The organism is Selenomonadales bacterium 4137-cl, assembly GCA_032334055.1.
In the GTDB taxonomy this organism is placed as follows: Bacteria; Bacillota; Negativicutes; order Sporomusales; family UBA7701; genus Anaeroselena; species Anaeroselena agilis.
Genome location: JAUOZS010000001.1, coordinates 1,900,528 through 1,923,523 on the forward strand (window position 1 = coordinate 1,900,528; position 22,996 = coordinate 1,923,523).

A 22,996-nucleotide genomic window follows, 5' to 3' on the forward strand; every position below is an offset into this window, starting at 1 on the left:
TCCCATTATAGCGGGATATAGTAGAAATTTCAACTAAATAAGCAAAGGCAATCGCATAAAATCTCGACTGTTCCCCCGGTATCCGCCTGCCATTCCGGCAAGGGTTAGGGGCGGCTCCGCCGGGTTTGCCTGCCTTTGGCCTCATGGCGCGGCGAGGGTGATGTTCCGTCGTCTGTCTTGGGCTTGCGACGGCTTCGGAGGTTAATTCCGCCATGACGGGGAGGATTTTTTCCTAGCGGCTTTTTGGGGCGGGGAGCGACAGCAGAGGGCTTTGGCGGGGCCAGTTGGGCGCCGGCATCCCCGTTGTCCGCGATACCCCTCGCTTCCTTGGATTTCTGCTTCTTAATAGAGGCGCGGATGCCTTGCTCGATTATCCGCAGATACGGTTGTTCCCCGGGAACGACAAATGTGACGGCTGTGCCGGTCTGGCCCGCCCGCCCTGTTCGGCCGATGCGGTGGATATACGATTCGGCGTCATGCGGAATATCATAGTTGAATATGTGGGTAACGCCCTCAATATCGAGGCCTCTGGCAGCAATGTCCGTGACAACCAGTATTTGAAGTTTTGCCGCGCGGAAACGCTTCATTACTTGCTCGCGCTTTGACTGGGACAGATCGCCGTGCAGTTCATCAACTTCGTAGCCGCGTTGGGCAAGAGCAACGTTAAGAGAAATGGCGCGCTGCTTTGTATGACAAAATACCATCGCAAGATAGGGGCGGTATTCATCTATCATGCTGCAAAGTCTGTCGAGCTTTTCTTCCTGGGTGGTCTCCACAATAATTTGCCTGATTTCATCTAGCGTAACATTGGTGGTCTGAACACGGATATCGATAGGTCTTTCCATGTATCGCGCCGCCAGCGAACGGATTTTCGGCGGTATTGTCGCCGAAAATAACATTGTTTGATGCTTGCTGGATGTCTGGTTTATTATTTCTTCGACGTCGTCAAGAAAGCCCATCTGCAGCATTTGATCCGCTTCATCCAATACAAGTTTGGAAACCCCGGAAAGGCTGAGTTTTTTGCGGCGAAGGAGATCAAGCAGGCGGCCCGGCGTTCCGATTACAAGGTGCGGGGCGTTTTGCAGCTGGTTAACCTGCTTGTGCAAAGTATGCCCGCCATATAAGGCCAGAACATTGACAGCGAGCTTATCGCCCAGTTTCTTGGCTTCTTTGGTAATCTGCAGCGCCAGTTCTCTGGTAGGGGTAACGATTAACGCCTGAATATACGGCTTGTCCGGTTGAATGCTTTCCAGGATGGGCAGCAAAAAGGCCAACGTCTTTCCCGTGCCTGTCTGCGCCTGAGCGACCAGATCTTTTCCCGCCATCGCCATGGGAATAGCTTTCGTTTGGATGGGTGTAGGCTCGGTAATTCCCATTTGCTGCAGAAAGCTGTTCACTTCCCGCCGGATACCGAGTGTCAAAAAGTTGTCGGACATTAAAATATACCTCTGTTTTTTATAATTACTGTTATTCCCTTAGTCTGTGCAGGCCATTGCCACGGTATGCTCGGGAGCATCGGGCTACCGCCGTCCGTCCGGCAGGAGGAGGCCGGCTGATGCAAAAAAAGACTTACCTTTCGGTAAATCCATAATTGCGAAAACATGGGCAGCCCAGAATGTCGTTTCTTTGTATGTCCAAACCCGCTACTCGCAGGTGGGCATCATAGTATGGTTTTTGTCATCCACTCGCTGGTGCCGCGACAACTTACATAGCATTGGATTCCCTATATATCTTGTAGACATATTAAAGATGACGTGCATCACAGGCTACTTACTTATGCTAGCACACTAACCGGCGCAATGCAAACTAAATTACCCAGGGCTGGTCGAATAAAGGTCCTATATTATTCGGCCATTATCTGCAAGGTATCCGGATCATATAATGCGTAAAGAATATAGTAGAGAAATAGAACTGCAACCTTAATGGGGGGATTAACTATGGCGCAAGACAAAACGCTAACTTGCCGGGATTGCGAGAGGGAATTCACCTTCAGCGCATCAGAACAAGACTTCTTTGCCGAAAAAGGCTTCACCAACGAACCCGGACGCTGCCCCGATTGCCGCGCCGCCCGCAAACAGCAGAATCCGGGGGGCGGCTATAACCGTGGGGGCGGGTTTCAGCGACGGGAGATGCATCCGGCTACCTGCGCGGAGTGCGGACGGGAAACGCAAGTCCCCTTCCGCCCCAGCGGTGACCGGCCCGTCTACTGCAGTGATTGCTTCGGCCGGAACCGCCACTAGTAAAAATTATATCTGATCGTTAGCATATAGCGAAAGGCAGCGGAAGAAAAGAATATGGCTAACATGTTCAGATGGACATTTTACTTGGATTCGCGCGACAATTGGCGCTGGAAGCGCAAGGCATCTGCAAATCAAGGAGTCGCGTATTCGGAGGGTTTCCGGAATAAAACGATCCGTTTTCGGATGTCCGGCGTCCGGACCCCGAATAACGTGTACGATGGTAAAGCAAAAGACTTCACTTTCCTAGTGAAGTCTTTTGCTTTGGGGAAAGGCCGGATAGGGGCGCAGGGGGGTCTGTCAATAATTTTGTGCTCTAGCCCCTTGCCGCCAGTTAACGCAAATGAGATCGCACCTTTTCTGGGAAGAAGATGGATAGTTGCAGAAGAATTTGGCCCCAGTTCTGAATTCTGCCCGTCCATTTCCGCATAACATCCTGGGTTGCTAGATAGAGCATTTTTAACAGAGCATCGTCCGACGGGAAGATGCTCTTTCCTTTTGTGACCTTCCTGAGCTGCCGGTGATAGCTTTCGATCATGTTGGTTGTGTAGATGATCTTGCGAATTTCGGGCGGGTACTGAAAGAAGGTGGCGATTTCGGCCCAGTTGTTCCGCCAAGACTTTACGATGAGCGGATACTTGGCTCCCCAGATGCTTTCGAATTGGTTCAAGGCTTCCTGCCCGGCCGATTCCGTTGCCGCCGTGTAGATGGGCTTGAGGGCTGAGGTAATACGCTTTACGTCTTTGTAAGACACATAGCGAATAGAGTTACGGACCTGGTGGACGATGCACTTTTGCACCCGTGTTTCCGGGTAAGCGGCGCCGATGGCTTCTGTAAACCCGGTCAGGTTGTCCACCGAAGTGATAAGGATGTCTTGTACGCCCCGGTTCCTGAGTTCGTTTAGTACGCTGAGCCAAAATTTAGCTGACTCGTTTTCGCCGATCCAGATGCCAAGTACGTCCTTGGTGCCGTCCAGGTCGATGCCGATTGCCATGTAGGCGGCCTTGTTGACGATCTGGCCGTCCTGCTTGACCTTGAAGTGAATGGCGTCGAGGAAGACAACGGCATAGACGCATTGCAGCGGCCGGTTTTGCCACTCCTTAATCAAGGGCATGATTTTATTGGTGATATTGGAGATCAAGGCCGGCGAAGCCTCGATACCGTACAAGTTTTGCAGATGGTCCTGAATTTCGCGGGTACTTACGCCTTTGGCGTAAAGGGCGATAACCTGGTCTTCGATACCTGTTACGCTCTTTTGGTGTTTCTTGACGACAAGGGGGTCAAATTCGCCTTCGCGGTCACGGGGGATATCCAGCTCCACGTCGCCGAATTCGCTGCGCACCGTCTTGGGGCTATGGCCGTTCCGGCGGTTTGACTGTTCCGGCGTCCGTGAACCGTTTTTCTCATAGCCAAGGTTTTGGTCCATTTCCGCTTCGAGCATTTCCTGCAATACGCCGCCGAACATGTCTTTTAGCAGGCGCTGGACGTCCTCCGGGGTTTTAAGGTTCTCTTCCTTGATGAGGCTACGCATCTGTTCCCGACTGAGCAGTTGCTTTTTAGGTTCTTTTGGCATGTGCTTCCCCTGCCTCTCTTTCCCATTTTACCGGATTTTCTATGGGAAAGGGCAAAAGCACAATTTATTTTACAGACTCGCGCAGGGGTAAACGGCCAGGGCTATTCCCTGCTCCTATCTGCCTATTATATACCATGCTTACCATTTTAGAGCCGTTTCTGTTTGATCACGAAGTCTTTGTCACGTGGTAAGGTTAAAATATTTCTATACAAATACTAAACCGTAACCATCACCAATTGAATACACAATTTCTTCGTCCATAATATAAAGACAATCCCAAATTCCACACCCATCTATATCAAACATCACATTAATGTTAATAGCTTTATGCGGAATTTCAATTAAATTGCATTGCTTATATGACCCTAGTCTTTTACGAGCGCGTTTGTATACGTCAAAACTTTCTTCATTACTAAAAACATCCGAGTATACCACAAGAAAATTCTCTTCCAATCGTTCTAACGGATAATTTAATCCTACTCCCGTTTTCATGCTCTTATTTCCATGAATTGCCCACAAGTCAATCCCTTGCATAGGGGTGATACCCTCACTCAGTTTTTTTTCGTTACAGCGAAAGACTTCCAAAAAACTATAAAACCGTTCTGCCGGCCAATATATTGAGCCGTAATTAAGTATGTAAGCTCCTGTGATTAACCTGCTTCTAGCTGTAACTAAAGGTTGCTTCCATATAACAGTGTCTCCACTTTTCAATATCTGGACATATCCTCCACTACTACACCCAACTGTAAAGCATTCTTCGCAAACATCAATTTGTAGAAGTTCATTTTCAAATTCAACATATGGTATATTTCGCGACGCCAACTTACCATTAAGATATAGCTTGTAGCTTTGAATACTATTCAACCCTGCAGAAGTTAGCCCAGATGTCCAAGAAATAAGTTCAAGGTTTTCCACTTTCATTTTATCACCCTTATTGGCAACGTCCTATCTTCTCCGAAATAGTTCTATTATATAGTTAGTCTTAGTACCATATTATTCCTGCTACTCTTTTACTACTTCTATTAAGCCGACAAAATCAATGATTTGCAGAAAAACAGTGGAGTTTTAATTTTGCTGGGGCCAAACGACGCGAACCGCTAGCCTCCTCGATGTCAACGAGGCGCTCTTTTCTCTCGCCTTTAAACGCCTTCGGATGGTGGCCCGCTCTTCGCTCTGTCACGATAAGTTAAACGCCCTCGCCGGAGGCGGCGGGGGGCGCGGGCGTGGGCGACGTTGCGGAGGGCGTTACGCGCCGTTGGCGAAGCGGAGCGCGCCGCCACACGCGAGTCCATGGACGGACGAGCGAGGAGCCATCGGCCATGGACGGCCGTTGGCGACGGTGGTCGCGGGTGCGCGGCGCAAGCCTTACGGCGCGTTCGCCCAGAGCTTCGGCGCGTAGCCCGCGTTCTCCGCAATCTGGTTAATCGTATATTACATTTTTCCCTTCTTCACTTAATTTTTTTAAAGATGAAAGCATATGATTTATTTCTTCATCGGAATGTCTTTCCCATGAACCTAATTCGGCTATTATTTTCAGAGGGGATTTTGACCGATAAGAACGGGTTGGGTTGCCGGGAAATCTTTTGTCGGTCAGGTTCGGGTCGTTTTCAAATTCGCCTAACGGTTCTACAAGATAAATTCTTTCCTTCGCCTTAGATTTCGCTAATTCAGCACCCCATTTAGCGGCATCTAACGAAGCGGTAAAATATATATGGTTGGCTTTTTTATCCTGGTAATTTGATAAATGCTGCGGTTCTAATAAATCGCCAATTTTTAAGTCGGCTTTAGTACCATGAAAGAAAGGACCTTTATCGAGGACATCTTTGTTGTCATTCATGCCGATACACCTCTTATATGTTTTTAATTTGTGTATAGCATTATCATATCCGTAGCGTTAGAAAAAAACCCGCGGCCCTACTAGGTAGGACGCGGGCTTTCTGGCTTTACTCGTTTGTTACCGCGACAAGGTTCTCGTCTGATTCTTCGCTCGCTTCCTCTTCCGGGGCGGGTTTTTTGTCGCTTTTGATGAGGGTGGCGGCGAGGACGCCGAGGGCGGCGATGAAGGCGACGATTTTGAAGACGTCACCGTAGGCGATGACGGCGGCCTGTTTGGCGATCATGCCCTGGAGGACGGCGAGGGCGGCGCCTTTGGCCTGGACGGCCGGCAGGCCGCTTTGCATGAACCCGCCCTGGAGGGCGGACAGCATCTGGGACGCCGCCGATGACGCGGTGTTGACGTATTCGGCGAGCACGGCGGCGTGGAAGGTGGTGCGGGTGTCGAGGAAGGTGCCGAAGATGGCGATGCCGACGCTGCCGCCGACGTTTTTGAAGAGGTTGAAGACGCCGGAGCCGACGCCCATTTTCTCTTTGGGCAGGGTGGCCATGGCGGCGTTGGAGAGGGGCGACATGGTGAGGGCGAGACCGACGCCCATGAGGGCGAGGCGGACGGCGATGAAGGGGTAGGCGGTGTCGGCAGTCATGGTGTGGAAGGAGTACATGGCGACGGCGAGGATGAGCATGCCGAGCATGGTGGGCGTCCTCCCCCCCGTCCGGTCGGCGAGCTTGCCGCCCATGGGGGCCATGAGGATCATGGCGCCGATGAGGGGGAAGAGCGACAGGCCGGCGCGGATGGGCGAGTAGCCGAGGATGTTGCGGAGGAAGAAGGGGATGAGGAACAGGCCGCCCATGAGGGCCATGAAGGTGATGAAGCCGACGAGGTTGGCGACGGTGAAGGTGGGATTTTTGAAGAGGCTGAGGTCGACGAGCGGCTCGGCGACGCGGCTTTCGATGCGGACGAAGGCGGCGAGGCTGAGGACGGTGAGGGCGGAGAGGCCGAGGATGTAGGCCGAGGTCCAGCCTTCCTTGCCGCCCTGGCTGAGGGCGACGATGAGGGCGCTGAGGCCGGTGACGAGGGTGATGCCGCCGAGGTAGTCGATTTTCCGCGAGACGGCCTGGCGGGGCGATTCTTGGAGGACGAGGACGGCGAGGAGGATGCCGGCGCCGGCGATGGGGACGATGCTGTCGAACAGCATCCGCCAGTTGACGTATTCGACGATGTAGCCGCCGACGGTGGGGCCGAGGACGGCGCCGGCGGCGGCGAACGCGCCCCACATGCCCATTGCCTGGCCCCGTTCTTCGGGCGGGAAGGCGTCGGCGACGATGGTCATGGCGTTGGGGAAGAACATGGCGGCGCCAAGGCCCTGGAGGATGCGGAAGGCGATGACGGACGCGCTGTTCCAGGCGAGGCCGACCAGCATGGTGGCGGCGGTGAAAACGACCAGGCCGGCGACGTAGACTTTTTTGCGGCCGAACTGGTCGCCGAATTTGCCCATGATGGGCAGGGTGGCGCCGTAGGGGATGGAGTAGGCGAGCAGCACCCAGGTGACGTTGTCCATGGTGAAGCCGAAGGTGTTCATGATGTTGGTGAGGGCGATGTCGAGCGAGCTGGCGACATAGCCACTGAGGACGGTGCCGAGGGAGACGATGGCGAGGACGAGGTATTTATTGGGATGGAGGGTGTCGTTCATGGCGCTCACCTGCCCGCGCGGATGGCGACGACGGCCGACATGCCCGGCTTGAGGTCGGCCTGGCCGCTATCGGTGATTTTGATTTTGACGGGGATGCGCTGGGTGACTTTGGTGAAGTTGCCGGTGGCGTTGTCGGCCGGCAGGAGGGCGAACTGGGAGCCGGTGGCGGCGCCGACTTCGGCGACTTCGCCGGCGAATTTGCGCCGCGGGTAGGCGTCGACGGTGAACTGGACGGCTTCGCCGCTTCTGATGCGGCCGATGTTGGTTTCCTCGATGTTGGCCTCGACCCAGGATTCGGCGGGGTCGGTGATGCTGTAGACGGTCTGGCCGACGGATACCATTTCGCCGGGGTCGACGGGCCGTTTGGCGACGATGCCGGATACGGGGGCGACGATGGCGGTGTTTTCGAGCTGGAGGCGGGCGTTTCTGAGGGCGGCGGCGGCCTGGGCCACCTGGGCGCGGGCGTAGTCGACGTCCTGGGCGGCCGCGCCTTCGGAGGCGAGGCTGAGGCCCTGGCGGGCGGCTTCGTGCTGGGCCTGGGCGACTTTGAGGGCGGTGAGGGCGGCGTCGCGCTGCTGGGCGGAAAGGGCGCCGTCTTCGTAGAGTTTCGCGGTGCGCTCGTAGTCGCGACGGGCGTTTTCGAGGCTGGCTTCGGCCTGGGCGACGGCGGCCTGGGCCTGGGCGACCTGCTGGGGACGGCTGCCGGCCTCTAAGGAGGCGAGCTTGGCCTGGGCGGCGGCGTGGTTGGCCTCGGCCTGCTCGACCTGGATTTTGAGGGCCTGGCTGTCGATGCGGGCGATGACCTGACCGGCCTCTACCCGGTCGCCTTCCCTGACGGCGAGTTCTTCGATCTGGCCGGGGACTTTGGTGCTGACGTTGACGATGCTGCTTTTGATTCTGGCGTCGTCGGTGGAGACTTTGCCGCTGGCGGCGAACCACCACCAGCCGCCGGCGAGGGCAAGAACGCCGGCCAGCGCGGCGGCGGCGGCGATGAGTTTGCGGTTGGCGATTTTTTTCGGTGCGCTCATGATGTTCCTCCTTGAATTTTGACTGGGATTTTCCGCTCAGTCGGCGAGCAGGTATTCGCGGATGGCTTTGTGGCGCCGCTCGAGCTCGAGCATTTTGGCCCGGGCGAGGTCTTTGAGCGATCCGAGGTAGGCAAGCCCGCCGGGAGTGATGGTGTAGACGCGCTTACCGCGGGTAGCGGGGTTTTCCCAGTGGCCGGCGACGTAGCCCTTTTCCTCGAGCTGGCGGAGCAGCGGGTAGAGGAAGTTGGGGTTGGGCCGGACGGCGTCGCCGGTGAGGCGCTTGATCTCGCCGGCGATGCGGTTGCCGTGGGCGGCTTCGCTTTTGAGGATGGTGAGGATGAAGAGGGCGGTGACGAGTTTGATCCAGGTTTTGGCGTCAGGGCGGCTGAACAAGGCTGAAGACCTCCTTTGCGAGGGCTTGTAGTTTGCAATAACTTTGTGTTTATGTTAACACTAACATTGTTAATATTAATAGGTTTTGGGGCGGCCGTCAATTTGGGATTGCCGGCAATAATGGGCAGGGCTGCCAGGGGAACGGGAAAAAGGGCCGGCTGCGGGAGGGTTTCGGGGGGCGGGCGGCGAAGGGCGAGAGGGACAAGGCGGCGGGGGAAGATTGCCCGGCTGGTATAATGAGCCTTAGAGGCGACGAGGAGATGATGCGGGATGTGCAATGCGCAGGGCTGCTTCGAAGGGGTGTACGAGGCTTTTGAGAAGAGGCTGCTCAAGGATGGGGTCGCGGTGTGCTTCAACGCGCTGACGGCGGAAAAGTTCGCGGCGAGGCTGGCGGCGAAGGGGATCAGGGCGGCCAGGACGGAGACGGGCGGGAAGCGGCACGAATTCCGGCTGGAAGGCGAATAATGCGCATAACGAAGCGGCCCGCCGGGAGGCGGGCCGCTTTGCTGTGCGGGGGGAAGATTTATACAGAGGGATTCGCGCAGGGTGGGCTTACGATTTCGCGGCTTTGACAACGACGCCTTTGTCGTCAAATTCCACGGTTGTGCCGGCTTCGTAAACCTTAATATAACCCGACGGCGAGAGCAGCTTGGTGTCCTTGTTCAACGTGCCTTTGATAACTTCGCACTTGTCGTTCAGGACAAGCCGCGTCTCTTTCCTGAATTGGACGAGACCGGGAAGAAGCTCCGTGCTGGTGTTGTTTACATTCATTATCTGCCGCCAGCCGACAGGACGTAAGTATGTTTTGTAATTTAAGGTGCAAGTGGCAATCATCCCGTTTTCGTGAAAACTGACCTCGGTATTATCCGATAACCTTATATAATCCGTTTGACTAACGGGAATCTCTATAAAGTTCCCAGTAACGGTTCCTTTAATAACTTCCCCCTTACCGTTGAAGGTCACTCTTGTGCCTGCCTTAAAATCTAGGAGCCTGTTTGGCTTAAGCTCAATACCACCATAGGGAATCCAGGTATAATAGAACGGACCTCCGGCAACACACGGAAGACGAACTGACGACGCTAATGTACCTTCAAGAACTTCGCCGTTTTCGTTCAGGGTAACAACCGTGCCTTTTTTAAATTTTATGCCCCAGTCCCCGTGAGCCGCTATAACTCCGGGTGGCGTAATGAGGGTATCCTCGTCCAGCGTCCTGGTGCTCGGGGCAGCGGCGGCGCATGCACTGAGGCCGAAAATGATGAACGCCATCACAAAAAACTTGGTTAATACTCTCGATCTAATACTTTTCACAAGACCGCACCTCCCAGAAGTTGCTATTCCTTAACTTCGACGGGAGGAAAATAATTCCTTGTAAATTCTTCGCTTGCGGTTATGCGGTTCCTAACTTCCATGGACTGCCGGGACCGTTCAGAAGTGCCCAGATGCAAGGCGCACCGGAAGAGCGCGCCGCGACGTGTACTCGGATGTACACTAGCAAGCGCTCTGAGGAACAACAACGCAGATGGGCGCTTATCAACGCCATGTATTAGGATAATAACTGCCAGCCTTCGTAGAATAAGCAGACGGCAAGCACAAACAACAACCCCGCCAGCGCCCGCATTACGAGTGTGTATCTCGGGCCGGTGAAGGCGTGGCGCGATTTGGCGACCAGATAGGCGAGAAGGATTTTGGCGCCGACGAGGCTGGCGTAGAAGCCGGCGAGGAAGGCGACGGCGTTGGCGGGGCTTTCGCGCCAGCCGCCGAGGAGCAGCGGGCCGCCGACGGTGAGCCAGAAGAGGTAGGGATGGGGGCTGAGGAGGTTGACGACGGCGCCGCGAAAGACGGAGTTGGCGGCGACGGCGGTGTCGGCGTCGGCGGGGGGCGGGCCGGAGCGGGCGTTTTCCCAGGCCATGTGGGCGACGAACAGGCCGCCGGCGAGGGCGATGAGGCCGAGGATGTGTTTGTAGGCGGCGACGGCGGACAGCAGCCAGACGGCGGCGACGATGACGGGCAGGTCGGTGACGAGGGGCGAGCAGGCGGCTTTGATGCCTTCGCGGCGGCCGTATTTCACCGTCTGGGCGATGACGAGCGCGAACAGCGGGCCGGGAGAGAGGCCGGCGGACAGGCCGAGGGAGGCGCCGGCGAGGAGGAAGGCGAGCATTGTCGGTTCAACCTTTCCGGGTGCGGGTGACGGCGGGCGGCGGGAGGGCCGGACGGCGGGAGAGCCACAGGCCAAGGAAGATGATGACGGCGCCGGCGGCCTGGAGGAGGCCGAAGGTTTCGTCGAGGAAGAGGCCGGCGAAGACGATGGAGATGACGGGGCAAATGTTGGGGAAGAGGGAGGCTCTGGTGCTGCCGAGGGCTTTGACGGCCCATATCCAGGTGATGTTGGCGAGGGCGAGGGCGAAGACGGACGAGAAGACGACGCTCTGCCAGGCGGCGGCCGGGACGGCGGCCCAGTCGGTGCGGGCGAGGTCGGGAACGGCGATGAGGACGAAGAGGACGGCGCTGACGGTGAAGGCGCCGGTGATGATCTGGTAGAGTGAGTAGCGGTCGGTGAGGCGGCGGAAGCTGACGGTGTAGTAGCTATAGCCGAGCTGGCCGACGAGGATGAGGGCCGCGCCGGTGAGGTGCGGGCCGGTGAGGCTTATTTCGCGGCCGGCGCCGAGGACGGCGAGGAGGACGCCGGCGAAGGAGACGACGATGCCGGCGGCGGTCCGGGGGGAGAGGGTTTCGAGGCCGAGGACGCGGTTGATGAGGGCGACGTTGACGGGCAGGGTGGCGAGGACGAGGGCGGCGTTGCCGGCGGTGGTGGCGTTCATGCCGTAGATGATGAAGACTTGGTTGACGAACAGGCCGAAGACGCTGATGGCGGCTAGATGCCGGAGGTCCGGGAGGGACATGGGCCGGTAGCCGTGGGATGCCACGAGGGCGACGCCGGATATGAGGGCGGCGACGACGAGGCGCAAGGCGTTGTAGACGAGGGGGTCCATGGCGCTCAGGCCGATTTTCATGACAGGGGTGTTGACGCCCCAGATGAAGACGATGGCGAGCAGGATAAGTTCTACTTTGCGGGCTGGGTTTGGTGCGGCCGGTGTCAAGTTATCATCTCCTGTGGTTGGGCCATGGTTTGTTTTATTCCACATGACGGGCCGGCTCCCCTCCAGCGAAATGAAAAGGATTTCGGGGGGCGGCGCCGAAGGTTATGGGCGCCGGCGAAAAAGGGGCCGGTGATGTGGCCGGGAAGGGGCGGTCGGGCGTATGGCTGACAGTGAAACGGAGCTTTGGAGAATCGAGGCGCGGGCGTTCCGCGTCCCGCTCGTGCCGTTTACGCATAATTTCTGGGCGCTGGTGGACGCGGGCGGCGCGGTGGTCGAGCAGTTGCACGGCCTGGCGGTGGATCCGCGCACGGGGAAGGCGAAGGCGATCGGCTGGTCGGCACATTTGCTGCTGGCGGTGCGGGGGGCGGGCTTTTTGTGGGCGCTGCAGCCGGGTCAGCCGACGGCGGTGTGCGCGCGTGGGCGCGAGGCGGAGGTGATGCCGCGGTGGCTGGCGGCGGCAGCGGCCATCCCGGCGATGAACGCGCTGGGGCTGCGTTATCCGAATTTGTGGCAGCACGGGCTGCGGGCGAATTCGAACAGTGTTTTCAGTACTTTCGGGCTGATCATGGGGTTCGACGCGCCGGCGCGGCTGCTGCCGACACTGGCGCCGGGGGTGAAGCTGGTGGTGTCGCGCGAGCTTGTGGAGCGGTACCGGTTCCGGCCGCCGTCGACGGGCTGAGGTTTTTCGCCCGGGTGGAGCCGGACGTGGAAAAGCCGGCCGGGGTTAGTCCCGGCCGGCTTTGTCGCGTTCAGCGGCGGCGAAGATGTTGTCGGTGAACCAGCGGGCGAGGAGGGGCAGAAGGATGTAGACGGGGAAGCCGTAGTGGAATTTACATTTGAGCGGTAGGTATAGTCCCAATATTTCAAGTGTCGGCTCGAAAACGAAGGCGAATACGCCGGCGGCGACGACGGCCGCGGCGGCGAAGGCCCGCCAGCGGGGAAGGTGTTTCGGTGGCGTGCCAGTTTTCGACGCGGGCCCGGGTGAGCTGGCGGGTCAGTTCGGCGATTTGGGCGTCGCTGGGCGCGCCGGGCATGGTTATCCCCCCTTTGCGGCATTAGTATCTGCCGCGAGGGGGGATTTTGATGCGGGGGCGGGGACAAGCACCCCTCTCCCCCACCCTCCCGTTCTACCTTGAATTGCCGGGGCCGTTCAGAAGTGCCCAGATGCAAGGCGCACCGGAGGCTGACACCGGAAGCGTACACGGAAGTACGCTGAGGATGGCAGCCGAGGAGCAACGCCGCAGATGGGCGCTTATGGGCGGCCCCACTGAAATTATAAGGAGATAATAGCACCCATGCGGCCGGTGGTGCCGCGCTCGGCCCTATGCGAATAAAACAGCTCGGTGTTTTCGGCGGTGCAGACGCCGCTGATGTCGATGTGGGCGCGGGGGACGCCGATTTCTTCGATCTGGTCGCGGTTGGCGTGCCAGAGGTCGAGGAGCCATCTGTCGCCGCGGGGGACGACGAGGTGGCGCCAGGCGGGGCCGAAGGAGGCCCGGAGGGCTTCGACGACGGGGGCGTCGACTTCGTAGCAGCAGGGGCCGATGGAGGGGCCGATGCCGACGAGGCAGTCGGCCGGCCTGGTGCCGTAGTGTTCGCCCATAGCGAGGACGGTTTTGGCGGCGATTTTGGCGACAGTGCCTTTCCAGCCGGCGTGGCTGAGGCCGATGGCCCGCCGGACGGGGTCGAAGATGAGGACGGGGACGCAGTCGGCGTAGAAGAGGATGAGGGGCAGGCCGCCCTGGTCGGTGATGAGGGCGTCGCTGGCGGGGACGGCGGCGGCGTGGTCGCGCGCGCCCCGCCCGGCGTCTTCGGCGCCGGCGAGGTGGATGCGGTCGGCGTGGACCTGCTGGCAGGTGACGGCGCGGGCGTAGTCGACGCCGACGGCCTGGCAGAAGAGGTCGCGGTTGAGACAGACTTTGTCGGGGTCGTCGCCGCTTTTGAGGCCGAGGTTGAGGGTGGCGTAGGGCGGGGTGCTGAGGCCGCCCAGCCGGGTGGAGACGCCGTGTTTGACCCCGCGGTGGGCGAGGTGGGTGAACAGGCCGTACCATACGCCGTTGGCGGCGCGCTTGAGGACGAATTTGCTCATGGGGTGTTGCCTCCTCCCTCCCCCTGGCTAGGCCGGCAGACACCGCAGCGGGTGCAGCCCGGCTGGCAGGGGGGGGTGTATTTTTCAGCGCGGGCGCGGTCCAGTTCCTGGCGGAGGTAGCCGGGCTCGAGGCCCATGTCGAGGTGGTGCCAGGGGAGGGTTTCGCCTGCGGGGCGTTCACGGTAGAGGTAGAAGGTTTCGTCGAGGCCGGCGGCGGCGAGGGCCTTGGGCCAGTGTTTGGGGCCGCCGGCGCGGTGGGCGGCGAGGAGGACGGGGCCAAGGCGGCGGTCGCCGCGGGAGAGGACGCCCTGGAGATAGGCTTCTTTGGGTGGTTCGACGAGGATTTCGGTGTTTTTGTCGGCTTTGAGGGCGGCGCGGATGGCGGCGAGCCTGTCTTCGACGACGGGCCGGGGGGCCATGGGCAGCCACTGGAAGGGGGTGAAGGGTTTGGGGATGAAGGGGTTGATGCTGAGGGTGAGGCGGCCGCCGCTGCCGTGGGCGGCCATGTGGCGCCGGGTGGCGCGGGCGAGTTCGGCGATGGCGGCGATGTCGTCGTCCTGTTCGCCGGGGAGGCCGACCATGATGTAGAGGCGGACGTTCGGTATGCCGGCGGCGGCGGCGAGGGCCACGGCCCGTTCGAGGTCGGCGGCGTCGATGCCTTTGTTGATGATGCGGCGGAGCCGGTCGCTGGCGGCTTCGGGGGCGAGGGTGATTGTTTTGTGGCCGCTGGCGGCCAAGGCTTCGGCGAGCGCGGGGGTGAAGGAGTCGGCGCGGATGGAGGCGACGGAGAATTTGAGACCCTGGGCGCGGATGAAGGCGACGAGGCGGTCGATGTCGGGGTGGTCGGAGACGGCGGCGCCGACGAGGCCGATTTTGTCGCGGTATTGTTCGGCGCGGCGGATGGTTTCCTCCAGACCGGCGAGGGAGCGGGCGCGGGGCCGGCGGAAGCAGTAGCCGGCCATGCAGAAGCGGCAGTGGCGGCCGCAGCCGCGGGCGATTTCGATGAGGTACATGTCGCCGAATTCGGTGTCGGCGGTGACGACGGCGGTCTGGCCGGGGTGGGCGTCGAGGTCGCGCACCCACCGGCGGCTGATGACGGCCGGGACGGCGGCGGCGGGGGTGAGGGCGGCGAGGGTGCCGTCGGGGTTGTATTCGTCTTTGTAAAAGGCGGGGACATAGACGCCGGGAATAGCCGCGAAGGAAAGGAGCATGTCTTCGCGGGCCAGCCCCTCTTCCCTGCCCCGCTGCCAGGCGGCGAGGATTTCGCGGATGACTTCTTCGCCTTCGCCGATGACGAAGGCGTCGATAAAGGCGGCGAGGGGTTCGGGGTTGAAGGTGGCGCAGGGGCCGCCGGCGAGGACGATGGGGTGCTCTTCGCCGCGGTCGGCGGCGAGGAGGGGGATTTTGCCGAGGTCGAGCATGGCGAGGAGGTTGAAGTAGTCGATTTCGAAGGAGACGGCGAAGCCGACGAGGGGGAACTCGTACAGGGGCCGCTGGGTTTCGAGGGTCATGAGGGGGGTGTTGGTGCGATGGTGCTCGGCAAGGTCTTTTTTGCCGGGCAGGAAGACGCGTTCGCAGGCGGCGAGGCCGCTGGCGTTGATTTCGCGGTAGATGATGTGGAAGCCGAGGTTGGACATGCCGACCTGGTAGGTGTTGGGGAAGGCAAGGGCGAAGCCGGGGCGGGAGCCGGGGGCGTGGATGACAGCGCCCTGCTCGGCGGCGAGCTGTTTTTTGAGTTTTTCCTTGAGGGGCCAGGACATGGGCGTCACTTCCGATTGTTTAGTATGCCACAGGAGTTATTACACGTTGTTATAGTTTTTCCCTGCCGGCGGGGCGAACATGAGGGAAAGTTGGCCACATAGGGAGCTTGTGGATGCCGCCGGCTACTTGGGGTGTTATTTGGGCCTCAGCTATGCAAACTATATTTGAAAGGAGTGATCCGCAATGTTGTGTTCCGGCTCGGACAGGTTCCGCGACGGAGGCCTGCTGCTGCTGAGGGTGGGCCTGGGACTGATGTTTATGTACCACGGGTGGCCGAAGGTAACGGGCGGGGTGGCCGCGTGGACGAAGCTGGGGATGTCGATGAGTTTCGTGGGGATCGGGTTCCTGCCGCCTTTCTGGGGTTTCATGGCGGCGGCGTCGGAGTTCGGTGGCGGGCTGCTGCTGATCGTCGGCCTGTTTTTCCGTCCGGCATGCCTGCTGTTGGCGGTTACGATGGCGGTGGCGGTGGCGATGAAGTTCGGCACCGGCGCCGGGCTGGGCGGCGCTTCCCAGGCGCTGGAGCTAGGGATAGTCTTTGTCAGCCTGCTGTTTATCGGGCCGGGGCGGTACAGCTTCGACGCGCGCCTGTGCGGCCGGAGGGGTAGGGCCCTACGATAGGGGCCGCCGCAGGAAGCGCGCGGGCCGCGGGCAGGACGCCGGATACGGGCGCGGCGGACCGGCCATACTTAGTGGAAAGACAGGATAAGGAGGCGGCCGGATGAGGCAGGAGAGCGGGTTGACCGCGTGGCAGTTGACGATGCTGGCGCTGGGAACGGTTATCGGGGGGTCTTTTTTTCTGGGGTCGGCGGTGGCGATCCGCAGCGCGGGGCCGGCGGTGATCGGCGCTTTTCTGCTGGGCGGGGCGCTGGTTTATATTATTTTGTTCGCGCTGTCGGAGATGACGGTGGCCGACGCGGCCCCCGGCTCGTTCCGGACGTTCGCCGAGCGGGCGTTCGGCCCGGGAACGGGGTTCACGGTGGGCTGGGTTTACTGGACGGGGCTGGTGCTGGCGATGTCGAGCGAGGCGACGGCGGTTTCGATTTTTATCAAGAGCTGGCTGCCGGCGTTGTCGATACCGCTGACCGGGGCAGCGATCATCGCGGGGGTGACGCTGCTGAATCTTTTGGGAGCGGACAGGTTGAGCCGCCTGGAGAGCGGCCTGGCGGCGCTGAAGCTGCTGGCGATCGTGGGGTTCATCGCGCTGGGGGCGGCGCTGGTCGCCGGGCTGGTGCCGGGGGCGCAGGCGGTGGGCGCGGGATCGCTGGCGACGGAGCCGCTATTGCCGGCGGGGGTGGGCGGCCTCGCGGGGAGCATGCTGATCGTGGTTTTCACGTACGCGGGGTTCGAGATCATCGGTCTGGCGGCGTCGGAGGCCCGCGATCCGCACCGCACGGTGCCGAAGGCGATCGGCATGACGGTGGCGGGGCTGGTGGGGCTGTATGTGCTGGCGCTGACTGCGCTGCTGCCGCTGGTGCCGACGGGGACGCTGACGACGGAGGTGAGCCCGCTGGTGGCGGCGCTGGCGGCGCGGCAGCTGGCGTGGGCCGGGAATGTGATGAACGCGGTGCTGGTGTCGGCGATTCTGTCGACGATGCTGGCGGCGATGTTCGGCCTGGGGCGGATGATGCGCTCGCTGGCCGAGGAGGGGCACGCGCCGGCGTGGCTTAAGGATGCGGGCGACGTCCCCTACCGGGGCATTCTGTTTTCGGGGGCGGGGATGCTGGCCGGACTGGCGCTGGGGTTCGTGCTGCCGGAGCAGGTGTATCTTTTTCTGGTGAGCGCCGGGGGATTTTCGCTGCTGATGGCGTATGTGGTGATCCTGGCGACGCATTATAAGTTCCGCCGGACGCACGGCTGCCCGCCGAAGGGCAACTGCCAGCTGCCGGGCTACCCGTATACCTCGTGGCTGGGGCTGGCCGGCTGCGTGGCGATCATCGCCAGTATGCCGCTCATCCCCGGCCAGGGGGCGGGGTTGGCGGCCGGGCTGGGGCTGCTGGCCTTCTTCGCGGCCGCGTACCTGGTGAAGCGGCGCGTGGCGTCGCGGGCTCCAGGGACGGAGGCCGGGGGGCAAGACCTGCTGCTGAGGCTGCAGCTTGAGCTGGCGGAGGATTTCGCCCTGGACGGGAAGCGGGACAGACGACCGGACATAGAAGGCGAAAAGGAGAAAGGCCCTCAGAAATGAGGGCCTTTTGGCTGGGCGGCTTTATGGACGACCGATATCAGTCGTTGGTCGTCTGGTAGCCCCTCGCCTTCGTCCATTGCTCGTCCTCGTCGCTCTTCACGAGGGGATTGTGATCGGCGATGATTGCCGACAGGTTCTGCTCGTCTTTGGTGAATTTAGTTTTGTCTTTGTCTTTGGCCATGTGCAACACCTCCGGGGTTAGTTTGCCCGGCGGCGTCTGTTTTAGGCGGAGGTCGGCATGAGGGGTTGCCGTTCAGCCGCCGAACCGCGTGTTGACGAAGGAGGCGGCGATTTCCTCCATCGCCGCGGCGGCCTCGGGGAAGAGGGGCGCTTCCCCGTTTTTCGGCAACAGAATATTTCGCCGCTGGTCGCGGACATGAAAAACCCGCGCAGGCGGCTGCGCGGGCTTTCGGGTCAGATGCCGGAGTCGGCGGCGGCGATGAGCTTCACTCCTAATAACCCCATGACGGTTCCGGCGGTGCGGTCGAGGGCGCTTTTGGCCCGCATGTAGGCCGCCCGCGGCGCCGACGCCGACAGGAGAAGGGCGACGATGCTGTACCAGCCGATTTCGATGAGGAATACGGCCAGGGGCAGGAGGATGGTGAAGAGCGGGCCGGGGCTGGCCGGCAGAAGGGCTGCGAAGATGCTGCCGTAGAAGACGGCGGTCTTGGGGTTGCTGAGCTGGGTGGCGGCGGCCATGGCGAAGGCGCGCAGCCTGGTGTTCCGCACCGCGTCGGCGGCCGGGAGGTCGGCAAGGGGGCTGGCCGCGCCGCGCCACATCTGGATGCCGATGTAGACGAGGTAGGCACCGCCGCCCAACTTGATGAGGCTGTATAGCCAGGGGAAGCCGGCGAATACGGCTTTGAGGCCGAGGAGAGCGAGGATGGCATAGGCGAAGCCGCCGACGCCCATGCCGGCGGCGGCGGCGAGGCCGCTCCGGCGGGAAGCGGCCATGGAGGTGCGGGCGACGAACAGGAAGCTGGGGCCGGGGCTCATGGCGCCGAGGGCGACGGCCAGGAGGATGCCGGCGAGCGCGAGCATGGTTTCCACAGGTTATCACCTTCCGGATTGGAGAGTGTTTTGATGTTTGACTAAGGGCTTATGCGGACGCGGGTCCCCACAAGCCCCGGGCGGCGAGGCTGGCGCGGGCGTTTGGCGCCCGGTTCGCGGAACCGGAATTCAGGTGGCGGCAGGACGTCGCTTTTATACAGGTCTAACGACTGACGGGCGGTCTTATGGTCGTAGGCGTTGAGGAGCTTGATGATTTCGCAGGCGAATTCGACGGCGCTTGCACCGTTTAATGTCTTTCTGCGTTATGGCGAGGTTTTCCTGCCGGGCCGCTATTTTGCACCGGCGTGTGATTATAGTAATTACCGTATGTATTGGGCGGTTATCCCGGAAAAATGAGACTTTTGTCCCTACGTTCACTCTTTAACAAGAGTTATAATATGGTAAATAGTAGTAGTTGAACGAAATACGGCAAGTATTAACGAGCAAAAGGGAGGAAACGAAGGATGAAAAGGGCGTTTGCGTTACTGTTGATCTTTATATTTGTCGTCAGTTGCGCGCTGGCCGTCCAAACCGATATCGCGCTCGCCGGTGGCGGTGGCGGCGGCGGCGGTGGCGGCGGTGGCGGCGGCGGCGGCGGCGGCGGCGGCGGTGGCGGCGGCGGCGGTGGCGGCGGTGGTGGTAGCGACGGCGCTGGCGGTGGAGCCGGAGGGGCTTCCGGCAACGGCAGCGCAAGCCAGAGCCAGAGCCAGAGCCAAAGCCAGAGCCAGAGCAAAGGAAAAGGCCAGAACCAGAACCAGAACCAGAACCAAAATCAGAATCAGAACCAGAACCAGAACCAAAATCAGAATCAGAATCAGAACCAGAACCAGAACCAGAACCAGAATCAGAACCAGAATCAGAATCAGAACCAGAATCAGAATCAGAATCAGAACCAGAATCAGAACCAGAATCAGAACCAGAATCAGAATCAGAACCAGAACCAGAATCAGAACCAGAATCAGAATCAGAATCAGAATCAGAATCAGAATCAGAATCAGAATCAGAATCAGAATCAGAATCAGAATCAGAATCAGAATCAGAATCAGAATCAGAATCAGAATCAGAATCAGAATCAGAATCAGAATCAGAATCAGAATCAGAATCAGAATCAGAATCAGAATCAGAATCAGAACCAGAATCAGAACCAGAATCAGAACCAGAACCAGAACCAGAATCAGAATCAGAACCAGAACCAAAACCAGAACCAGAATCAGAATCAGAACCAAAATCAGAACCAGAATCAGCTATAACGGCCGCACGAGCGGACAGGCACGCCCCGGGGTGAACCCGGGGCGTTTTTTCGCGGGCGCGGCGGGAGCGGCAGGATTTCGCGTCCGCGGGCAGAAATACCATTAAATGACTTTGCGCGGAGGGGATGAGATGTTGAGATCGAGGGTCGCGCTGTTTTCGGCCCTGGCACTGCTGCTTTTGCTGCCCTTGCGTGCCGGGGCGGCAACGGCCGCCCTGACTGCGGACACCGAGCTCCATCCGGTGAACTGGGCGACGGGAACGGTGAAGTTCAAGAAGAATACCGAGGCGGTAACGAACGAGTACGGCGAGGTGGTCAGCGGGGTGCTGGCGCGGGATACGGGTCTCCGCCCGGCCGGTTGGCAGCGGGTGATGTTCGATTTCACGATGGAGAGCGGCTATGCGCCGGTGACGTCGTCGTCGTCGGGCGGCGGCTTTAGCTTCGGCGGCGGCTCGTACAGCTACGCGGTGTCCGCGGAAAAGCACCTGCTTTTCAAGGGCGGCCAGGCGGTGACCTTCAACGAGCAGGGCGAGGTAGTCGCCGGGACGCTGGACAAGCCTGCGTACATCAGGCTGGTGGAGGGTAAACAGGGCTATGTGTGCTATAGGGAAGATACTGCGCTGTCCTTCCACGCCAACGGCGTTGTGGCTGTGGGGACGCTTAACTTCGACACGTGGCTGAGGCCGACGGGCTGGCAGGAGATATTGGCGGCCAATGGCGGGGCTGGGTTCCTGAAGTTCAGGAAGGGAACGGTCATCAGTTTTTCGCCCGAGGGGCTGGTGACGGCGGGGACGCTGGCGGCCGAGGCCAAGCTTAGCGCCGCTGGCGGGGTTGTGAAGATTTACCCCGCGGGGACGGCGATGAGGTTTACCGCAAAGGACGAACCGGCGCCGTGAGGCCGAAAGGTGTAGTTTCATTTTACGATATAATGTGAGTGGGAGCAGATGATGTTATATTACATGGCGATTGGCCTTACTGTTGTTTCTAATGTCCTTTATCACGTGTTTCTGAAGGTGACGCCGGCGACGGTCAACCCGATCCTGTCGCTGGTCGTGACTTATCTTACGGCGGCGTCGGCAACGGCGGCCATTTATTTTCTTTCTCCTGACAAGGTGTCGCTGACGACCGGCCTGAGGGAGCTGAACTGGGCGAGTTACGCGCTGGGGCTGGCGATCGTCGGTCTGGAGGTGGGGTTCATGCTGGCGTACCGCGCGGGCTGGAATATTACGCTGGCGGGCCTGGTTTCGAGCACGACGGTGTCGCTGCTGCTGATTCCGGTGGGGCTGCTGTTTTTCCGGGAGTCGCTGACGGCGGTGAACGCGCTGGGGATCGCGCTGTGTCTGGCGGGGCTTGTACTGGTGAATTACAAGGGATAGGTTTTGTTCAGGCAAGCGAAAAGCCCGTATCCGGAGGGATACGGGCTTTTGGTTGCGGTTTTCAGGGCGGGGTTTATTGCCCGGCGCTGAAGCTAACCTGGTTGCGGCCGCCGTTCTTGGCCTGGTATAGCGCTTTGTCGGCGCGGCGGTAGAGGTCGTAGACGGTTTTGTCGCCGGGTTGGGCCTGGGCGACGCCGATGCTGACGGTGAAGGCCGGGGCTGGAGGCGTCGATTGTTCGAAGAGGCGGCCGCACTGCCCGCGGAGGCGTTCGGCGATGGTTACGGCCTTTTCGCCGTCGGTGCGGGGCAGCAGCAGGGCGAATTCTTCCCCGCCGGTGCGGCCGAAGCTGTCCCGCTCGCGGATGATGTCGAGGATGTGGGCGCTGAAGGTCTTGAGGGCGTCGTCGCCGGCGTGGTGGCCGAAGGTGTCGTTGATGGCTTTGAAGTGGTCGATGTCGATGACGAATAGTGACAGGGGCGAGTCATCGAGGGCGCGGACGGCGAATTCTTCCTCAGCTCGCCGGAAGAAGCCGCGGCGGTTGAGCGCGCCGGTGAGTTCGTCGCGGGTGGCGAGTTCGGCGAGTTTGTCGCGCGTGACCGCGTCCTGGTGGCGGCCGAGGTATTCCCGGCGGCGCGACGTGTAGTAGCGGGCGGAGAAGTAGAGGCCGATGATGTTGACGATGAGGAAGGAGGCGACGAAGATAAGGACGATGGCGGGCTGGTCGACTATTTTGATGAGGAAGAAGATGGCGAAGTGGCCGGCGGTGTACAGGAGCGCCGGTATGACGCGGTTCCAGAAGGTGCCGGGGACGACGACGTATATGCTCATGATGAGTAGGATGTCGACGGTGTAGTAGTTTATGTAGGTGGGCGGGCGCAGGAAGGCCTGGAGGAATAGGATGCAGGCGGCGGCGACGAGCCACATGAGGAAGGTCAGCCGGTCGTACTGCGCCGGGCTTACGGAGCGGCCGAGCCTGACGACGTAGGCGGTGATGGCGACGAGAAGTATCCCCCTGACGGCGAGCGACTGGGGAAGCAGCGGTCCGCCGTCGAGGACGAGGAAGTCGACATAGACGAAGAACAGGTTGATGGCGACCCAGAAGGCGGCCAACAGCTTTGCGATCAGGGCGTCGCTGTGCAGGTAGCGCGTCCTGTAGGCGCGCTCAAGGCGTTCGTCGAGGCGCGGTTCGAGTCTGTTTTCGATTTTTCGGGCGAGAGCGAGCAATTTGCAATCATCTCCAGGCGTAAGCAGTAACAGTATCTTTTCGCCTTCCACCGGCATATTTCCTTTTACTGGCACATAATTCTCCGCTGCGGGGCAAAGCGGCCCGGGCGAAGGACGTTGGGCCGGCCCGGAGCGGAACTGCCAGATAATGGCGGCCGGCTATTTTTCTGGGAGGAATGGAATTGCCCGCCGTAGGGTAAACTAGGGC

The 22,996-nt window shown here is 60.2% G+C and carries 25 protein-coding genes and 1 other RNA gene; 8 read left to right on the plus strand and 18 right to left on the minus strand.

Features of this window, described 5'->3' with window-relative positions:
• Positions 1-104: 104 nt before the first annotated feature.
• Both Q4T40_10065 and ssrS read right to left on the minus strand, forming a co-directional pair.
• Positions 105-1,436, minus strand: coding sequence for a DEAD/DEAH box helicase (locus Q4T40_10065; protein ID MDT8901587.1), 1,332 nt, complete (start codon positions 1,434-1,436; stop codon positions 105-107).
• A gap of 167 nt (positions 1,437-1,603) precedes the next feature.
• A non-coding RNA gene (ssrS, locus tag Q4T40_10070) (6S RNA) lies at positions 1,604-1,771 on the minus strand.
• Positions 1,772-1,937: 166 nt separating this feature from the next.
• Here ssrS and Q4T40_10075 point away from each other — a divergent pair.
• A complete protein-coding gene (locus tag Q4T40_10075; protein ID MDT8901588.1) occupies positions 1,938-2,240 on the plus strand; it encodes a zinc-ribbon domain containing protein in 303 nt (100 codons plus the stop codon).
• A 331-nt stretch (positions 2,241-2,571) separates the two neighbouring features.
• On the opposite strand, the gene Q4T40_10080 is transcribed toward Q4T40_10075, so the two are convergent.
• The 6 genes from Q4T40_10080 to Q4T40_10105 form a co-directional block, all read right to left on the minus strand.
• Positions 2,572-3,768 carry an IS256 family transposase gene (locus Q4T40_10080; protein MDT8901589.1) on the minus strand — a complete coding sequence of 399 codons (1,197 nt, stop codon included), beginning with the start codon at positions 3,766-3,768 and terminating at the stop codon, positions 2,572-2,574.
• A gap of 246 nt (positions 3,769-4,014) precedes the next feature.
• A complete protein-coding gene (locus tag Q4T40_10085; protein ID MDT8901590.1) occupies positions 4,015-4,731 on the minus strand; it encodes a hypothetical protein in 717 nt (238 codons plus the stop codon).
• Between the two features lie 499 nt (positions 4,732-5,230).
• Positions 5,231-5,647 (minus strand): NAD(+)--rifampin ADP-ribosyltransferase, encoded by a 417-nt coding sequence (arr, locus tag Q4T40_10090; GenBank protein MDT8901591.1) that lies wholly within the window; start codon positions 5,645-5,647, stop codon positions 5,231-5,233.
• Positions 5,648-5,753: 106 nt separating this feature from the next.
• Positions 5,754-7,337 carry a DHA2 family efflux MFS transporter permease subunit gene (locus tag Q4T40_10095; GenBank protein MDT8901592.1) on the minus strand — a complete coding sequence of 528 codons (1,584 nt, stop codon included), beginning with the start codon at positions 7,335-7,337 and terminating at the stop codon, positions 5,754-5,756.
• A gap of 5 nt (positions 7,338-7,342) precedes the next feature.
• On the minus strand, positions 7,343-8,365 hold the full coding sequence (locus tag Q4T40_10100; protein ID MDT8901593.1) for an HlyD family secretion protein: 1,023 nt from the start codon (positions 8,363-8,365) through the stop codon (positions 7,343-7,345).
• Between the two features lie 36 nt (positions 8,366-8,401).
• Positions 8,402-8,758, minus strand: a complete 357-nt coding sequence (locus Q4T40_10105; protein MDT8901594.1) for a PadR family transcriptional regulator — start codon at positions 8,756-8,758, stop codon at positions 8,402-8,404.
• A gap of 270 nt (positions 8,759-9,028) precedes the next feature.
• Between Q4T40_10105 and Q4T40_10110 the strand changes: the two genes are divergently transcribed.
• A complete protein-coding gene (locus Q4T40_10110; protein ID MDT8901595.1) occupies positions 9,029-9,223 on the plus strand; it encodes a hypothetical protein in 195 nt (64 codons plus the stop codon).
• An 87-nt stretch (positions 9,224-9,310) separates the two neighbouring features.
• On the opposite strand, the gene Q4T40_10115 is transcribed toward Q4T40_10110, so the two are convergent.
• The 3 genes from Q4T40_10115 to Q4T40_10125 form a co-directional block, all read right to left on the minus strand.
• Positions 9,311-10,066 (minus strand): hypothetical protein, encoded by a 756-nt coding sequence (locus tag Q4T40_10115; GenBank protein ID MDT8901596.1) that lies wholly within the window; start codon positions 10,064-10,066, stop codon positions 9,311-9,313.
• A gap of 235 nt (positions 10,067-10,301) precedes the next feature.
• Positions 10,302-10,916: a LysE family translocator gene (locus Q4T40_10120; GenBank protein ID MDT8901597.1), complete on the minus strand. Its 615-nt coding sequence runs from the start codon at positions 10,914-10,916 to the stop codon at positions 10,302-10,304.
• A 7-nt stretch (positions 10,917-10,923) separates the two neighbouring features.
• Positions 10,924-11,856 (minus strand): DMT family transporter, encoded by a 933-nt coding sequence (locus Q4T40_10125; protein MDT8901598.1) that lies wholly within the window; start codon positions 11,854-11,856, stop codon positions 10,924-10,926.
• 160 nt (positions 11,857-12,016) lie between these two features.
• Here Q4T40_10125 and Q4T40_10130 point away from each other — a divergent pair, with 160 nt between their 5' ends.
• The gene (locus tag Q4T40_10130) at positions 12,017-12,535 is read left to right on the plus strand and encodes a hypothetical protein (GenBank protein MDT8901599.1); all 519 of its coding nucleotides are present in this window, start codon (positions 12,017-12,019) and stop codon (positions 12,533-12,535) included.
• A gap of 45 nt (positions 12,536-12,580) precedes the next feature.
• Here Q4T40_10130 and Q4T40_10135 read toward each other — a convergent pair whose 3' ends face one another.
• The 3 genes from Q4T40_10135 to Q4T40_10145 all read right to left on the minus strand — a co-directional run bounded on the left by Q4T40_10135 (position 12,581) and on the right by Q4T40_10145 (position 15,705).
• Positions 12,581-12,715, minus strand: coding sequence for a hypothetical protein (locus tag Q4T40_10135; GenBank protein ID MDT8901600.1), 135 nt, complete (start codon positions 12,713-12,715; stop codon positions 12,581-12,583).
• 414 nt (positions 12,716-13,129) lie between these two features.
• A complete protein-coding gene (gene pgeF, locus Q4T40_10140; protein ID MDT8901601.1) occupies positions 13,130-13,945 on the minus strand; it encodes a peptidoglycan editing factor PgeF in 816 nt (271 codons plus the stop codon).
• A complete protein-coding gene (locus Q4T40_10145) occupies positions 13,942-15,705 on the minus strand; it encodes a TIGR03960 family B12-binding radical SAM protein (protein ID MDT8901602.1) in 1,764 nt (587 codons plus the stop codon). The genes pgeF and Q4T40_10145 overlap by 4 nt, the downstream gene beginning before the upstream one ends.
• A gap of 184 nt (positions 15,706-15,889) precedes the next feature.
• Here Q4T40_10145 and Q4T40_10150 point away from each other — a divergent pair, with 184 nt between their 5' ends.
• Both Q4T40_10150 and Q4T40_10155 read left to right on the plus strand, forming a co-directional pair.
• A complete protein-coding gene (locus tag Q4T40_10150) occupies positions 15,890-16,324 on the plus strand; it encodes a DoxX family protein (protein ID MDT8901603.1) in 435 nt (144 codons plus the stop codon).
• Between the two features lie 100 nt (positions 16,325-16,424).
• Entirely contained in the window at positions 16,425-17,888 is a 1,464-nt protein-coding gene (locus Q4T40_10155) for an amino acid permease (protein MDT8901604.1), read from the plus strand.
• Between the two features lie 37 nt (positions 17,889-17,925).
• On the opposite strand, the gene Q4T40_10160 is transcribed toward Q4T40_10155, so the two are convergent.
• Together Q4T40_10160 and Q4T40_10165 are read right to left on the minus strand one after the other, a co-directional pair.
• Complete coding sequence (locus Q4T40_10160; protein ID MDT8901605.1) at positions 17,926-18,069, minus strand: hypothetical protein; 144 nt, start codon at positions 18,067-18,069, stop codon at positions 17,926-17,928.
• A 233-nt stretch (positions 18,070-18,302) separates the two neighbouring features.
• Entirely contained in the window at positions 18,303-18,929 is a 627-nt protein-coding gene (locus Q4T40_10165) for a LysE family transporter (protein MDT8901606.1), read from the minus strand.
• 216 nt (positions 18,930-19,145) lie between these two features.
• Between Q4T40_10165 and Q4T40_10170 the strand changes: the two genes are divergently transcribed.
• Positions 19,146-19,295 carry a hypothetical protein gene (locus tag Q4T40_10170; GenBank protein ID MDT8901607.1) on the plus strand — a complete coding sequence of 50 codons (150 nt, stop codon included), beginning with the start codon at positions 19,146-19,148 and terminating at the stop codon, positions 19,293-19,295.
• A 125-nt stretch (positions 19,296-19,420) separates the two neighbouring features.
• Here Q4T40_10170 and Q4T40_10175 read toward each other — a convergent pair whose 3' ends face one another.
• Positions 19,421-20,164, minus strand: coding sequence for a hypothetical protein (locus Q4T40_10175; GenBank protein ID MDT8901608.1), 744 nt, complete (start codon positions 20,162-20,164; stop codon positions 19,421-19,423).
• Positions 20,165-20,318: 154 nt separating this feature from the next.
• Here Q4T40_10175 and Q4T40_10180 point away from each other — a divergent pair, with 154 nt between their 5' ends.
• Positions 20,319-21,083 (plus strand): hypothetical protein, encoded by a 765-nt coding sequence (locus Q4T40_10180; protein ID MDT8901609.1) that lies wholly within the window; start codon positions 20,319-20,321, stop codon positions 21,081-21,083.
• Positions 21,084-21,131: 48 nt separating this feature from the next.
• Entirely contained in the window at positions 21,132-21,563 is a 432-nt protein-coding gene (locus Q4T40_10185; protein ID MDT8901610.1) for a hypothetical protein, read from the plus strand.
• 73 nt (positions 21,564-21,636) lie between these two features.
• On the opposite strand, the gene Q4T40_10190 is transcribed toward Q4T40_10185, so the two are convergent.
• A complete protein-coding gene (locus tag Q4T40_10190) occupies positions 21,637-22,863 on the minus strand; it encodes a GGDEF domain-containing protein (GenBank protein ID MDT8901611.1) in 1,227 nt (408 codons plus the stop codon).
• Positions 22,864-22,996: the final 133 nt, after the last annotated feature.